The organism is Algoriphagus sp. 4150 (assembly GCF_031457395.1).
Classification (GTDB): Bacteria; Bacteroidota; Bacteroidia; order Cytophagales; family Cyclobacteriaceae; genus Algoriphagus.
Genome location: NZ_JAVDWS010000072.1, coordinates 1 through 1,333, shown reverse-complemented (window position 1 = coordinate 1,333; position 1,333 = coordinate 1). Strand labels below are relative to the sequence as shown.

At 47.0% G+C, this 1,333-nt stretch carries 2 protein-coding genes; both read right to left on the bottom strand.

The window, feature by feature from the left end; translation table 11 throughout:
* Nucleotides 1–201: 201 nt before the first annotated feature.
* Complete coding sequence (locus tag J2X69_RS24755; protein WP_310109556.1) at nucleotides 202–372, bottom strand: hypothetical protein; 171 nt, start codon at nucleotides 370–372, stop codon at nucleotides 202–204.
* A gap of 113 nt (nucleotides 373–485) precedes the next feature.
* A partial coding sequence (locus tag J2X69_RS24750; RefSeq protein ID WP_310109553.1) for an IS110 family transposase occupies nucleotides 486–1,333 on the bottom strand: 848 nt, incomplete at its 5' end.

The following is a 1,333-nucleotide window of genomic DNA, read 5'->3' as shown; positions in this document are numbered from 1 at the left end:
TTTCATATGTTTATAATTTTTCTGTCACTTCATTTTTATATTTTTAGGTAAGGGTAAGAAAACGCTAAGAAGTTAAATTTTCATATTCATGCTCGCGGCAATACTCCTGTGTGCTTAGCGCCTGATGTCAATTTCATCTACGGGGTTTCGCTGCTTTCACAACGATGTTTCAACCTCCAGTAAAAAACGACCTTTGTTCTTTTATGCTACCATTTCCCTATTTATTTCAACTCCAAGTTCCCTGAGTCTGTCCAGGTGATGTTGGATCTGTCTGTCCTTCTTCCGGCTTTCCAAGTATTCTGCACCGAGTTCTTTGTATGCTGTTTTGTCCTTCAGGATGAAGTAGGCCGCTATCAGGATCTTGTGTCCCACTGCTATCAGCGCCTTTTTTTTACCTCTTCTTCCTACCAGACTATCATACTTGCTCCTCAGATAAGTTTTCTTGGTCCGTGTTGCCGCCCAGGCAAACTGTGTGAGTACTGATTTTAAATATTTGTCCCCGTGGGTGCTCCTGCTACTTTTTTTTTACCGCCCGATTCATTGCTGCCCGGACTCATCCCCGCCCAGGAGGCCAGATGCTGTTCATTGGGAAACCTCTCCATATCATTGCCTATCTCAGCCAGAATGTAAGCGGCCCCGTCTTTGCCTACCCCGGGAATCGTCTCCAAAAGTTTTGCATCAAGTTCCAGTTCATTCTCCCTGAGCATCTTTTCAATCTGGCCATCCAGTTTGGCAATCAGCCGTTCTTTATCGGTGATCGATTCCCTGATGGACTGAAGCATAAACCGGTGGTGGGAAGACAATTTCCCCCTTAGGGACGCCGCAAGTTCTTCTTTGCTACAGCGCATTTTCCCGTGGCGGAACTTTACAAGTTCATCCACATCTTCATTTCCATCAACCAGTGCGTTGACGATCTTGGTGGCCACGACCCCACCCATGTCGCTGACCACACTCGAGAGTTTGATGTTGGCATCTTCGAGTATCTTCTGGATCCTGTTTTTTTCCGAAGCTACGTGGTTGATTATTTTGCGCTTGTAACGGGTCAGGTCGCGCATCTCCCGTATCGGCTTTGGTGGGATAAAACTGCCTTTCAACAACCCGCAAAGCAGCAGCTTGGCAATCCACTTGCTGTCCTTCTTGTCGGTCTTGTGCCCGGGCACGTTCTTGATATGGCGCGCATTGACCAGAATGACCTCAAAATCTTCTTCCAATACGTTGAAAACAGGTTTCCAGTAGACACCCGTACTCTCCATGGCAACATGGGTCACACGGTTCTCTTTCAACCAGTCCCGAAGCTGTTCAAGCGATCCGGTAAAGCCATCATAAGAACGGG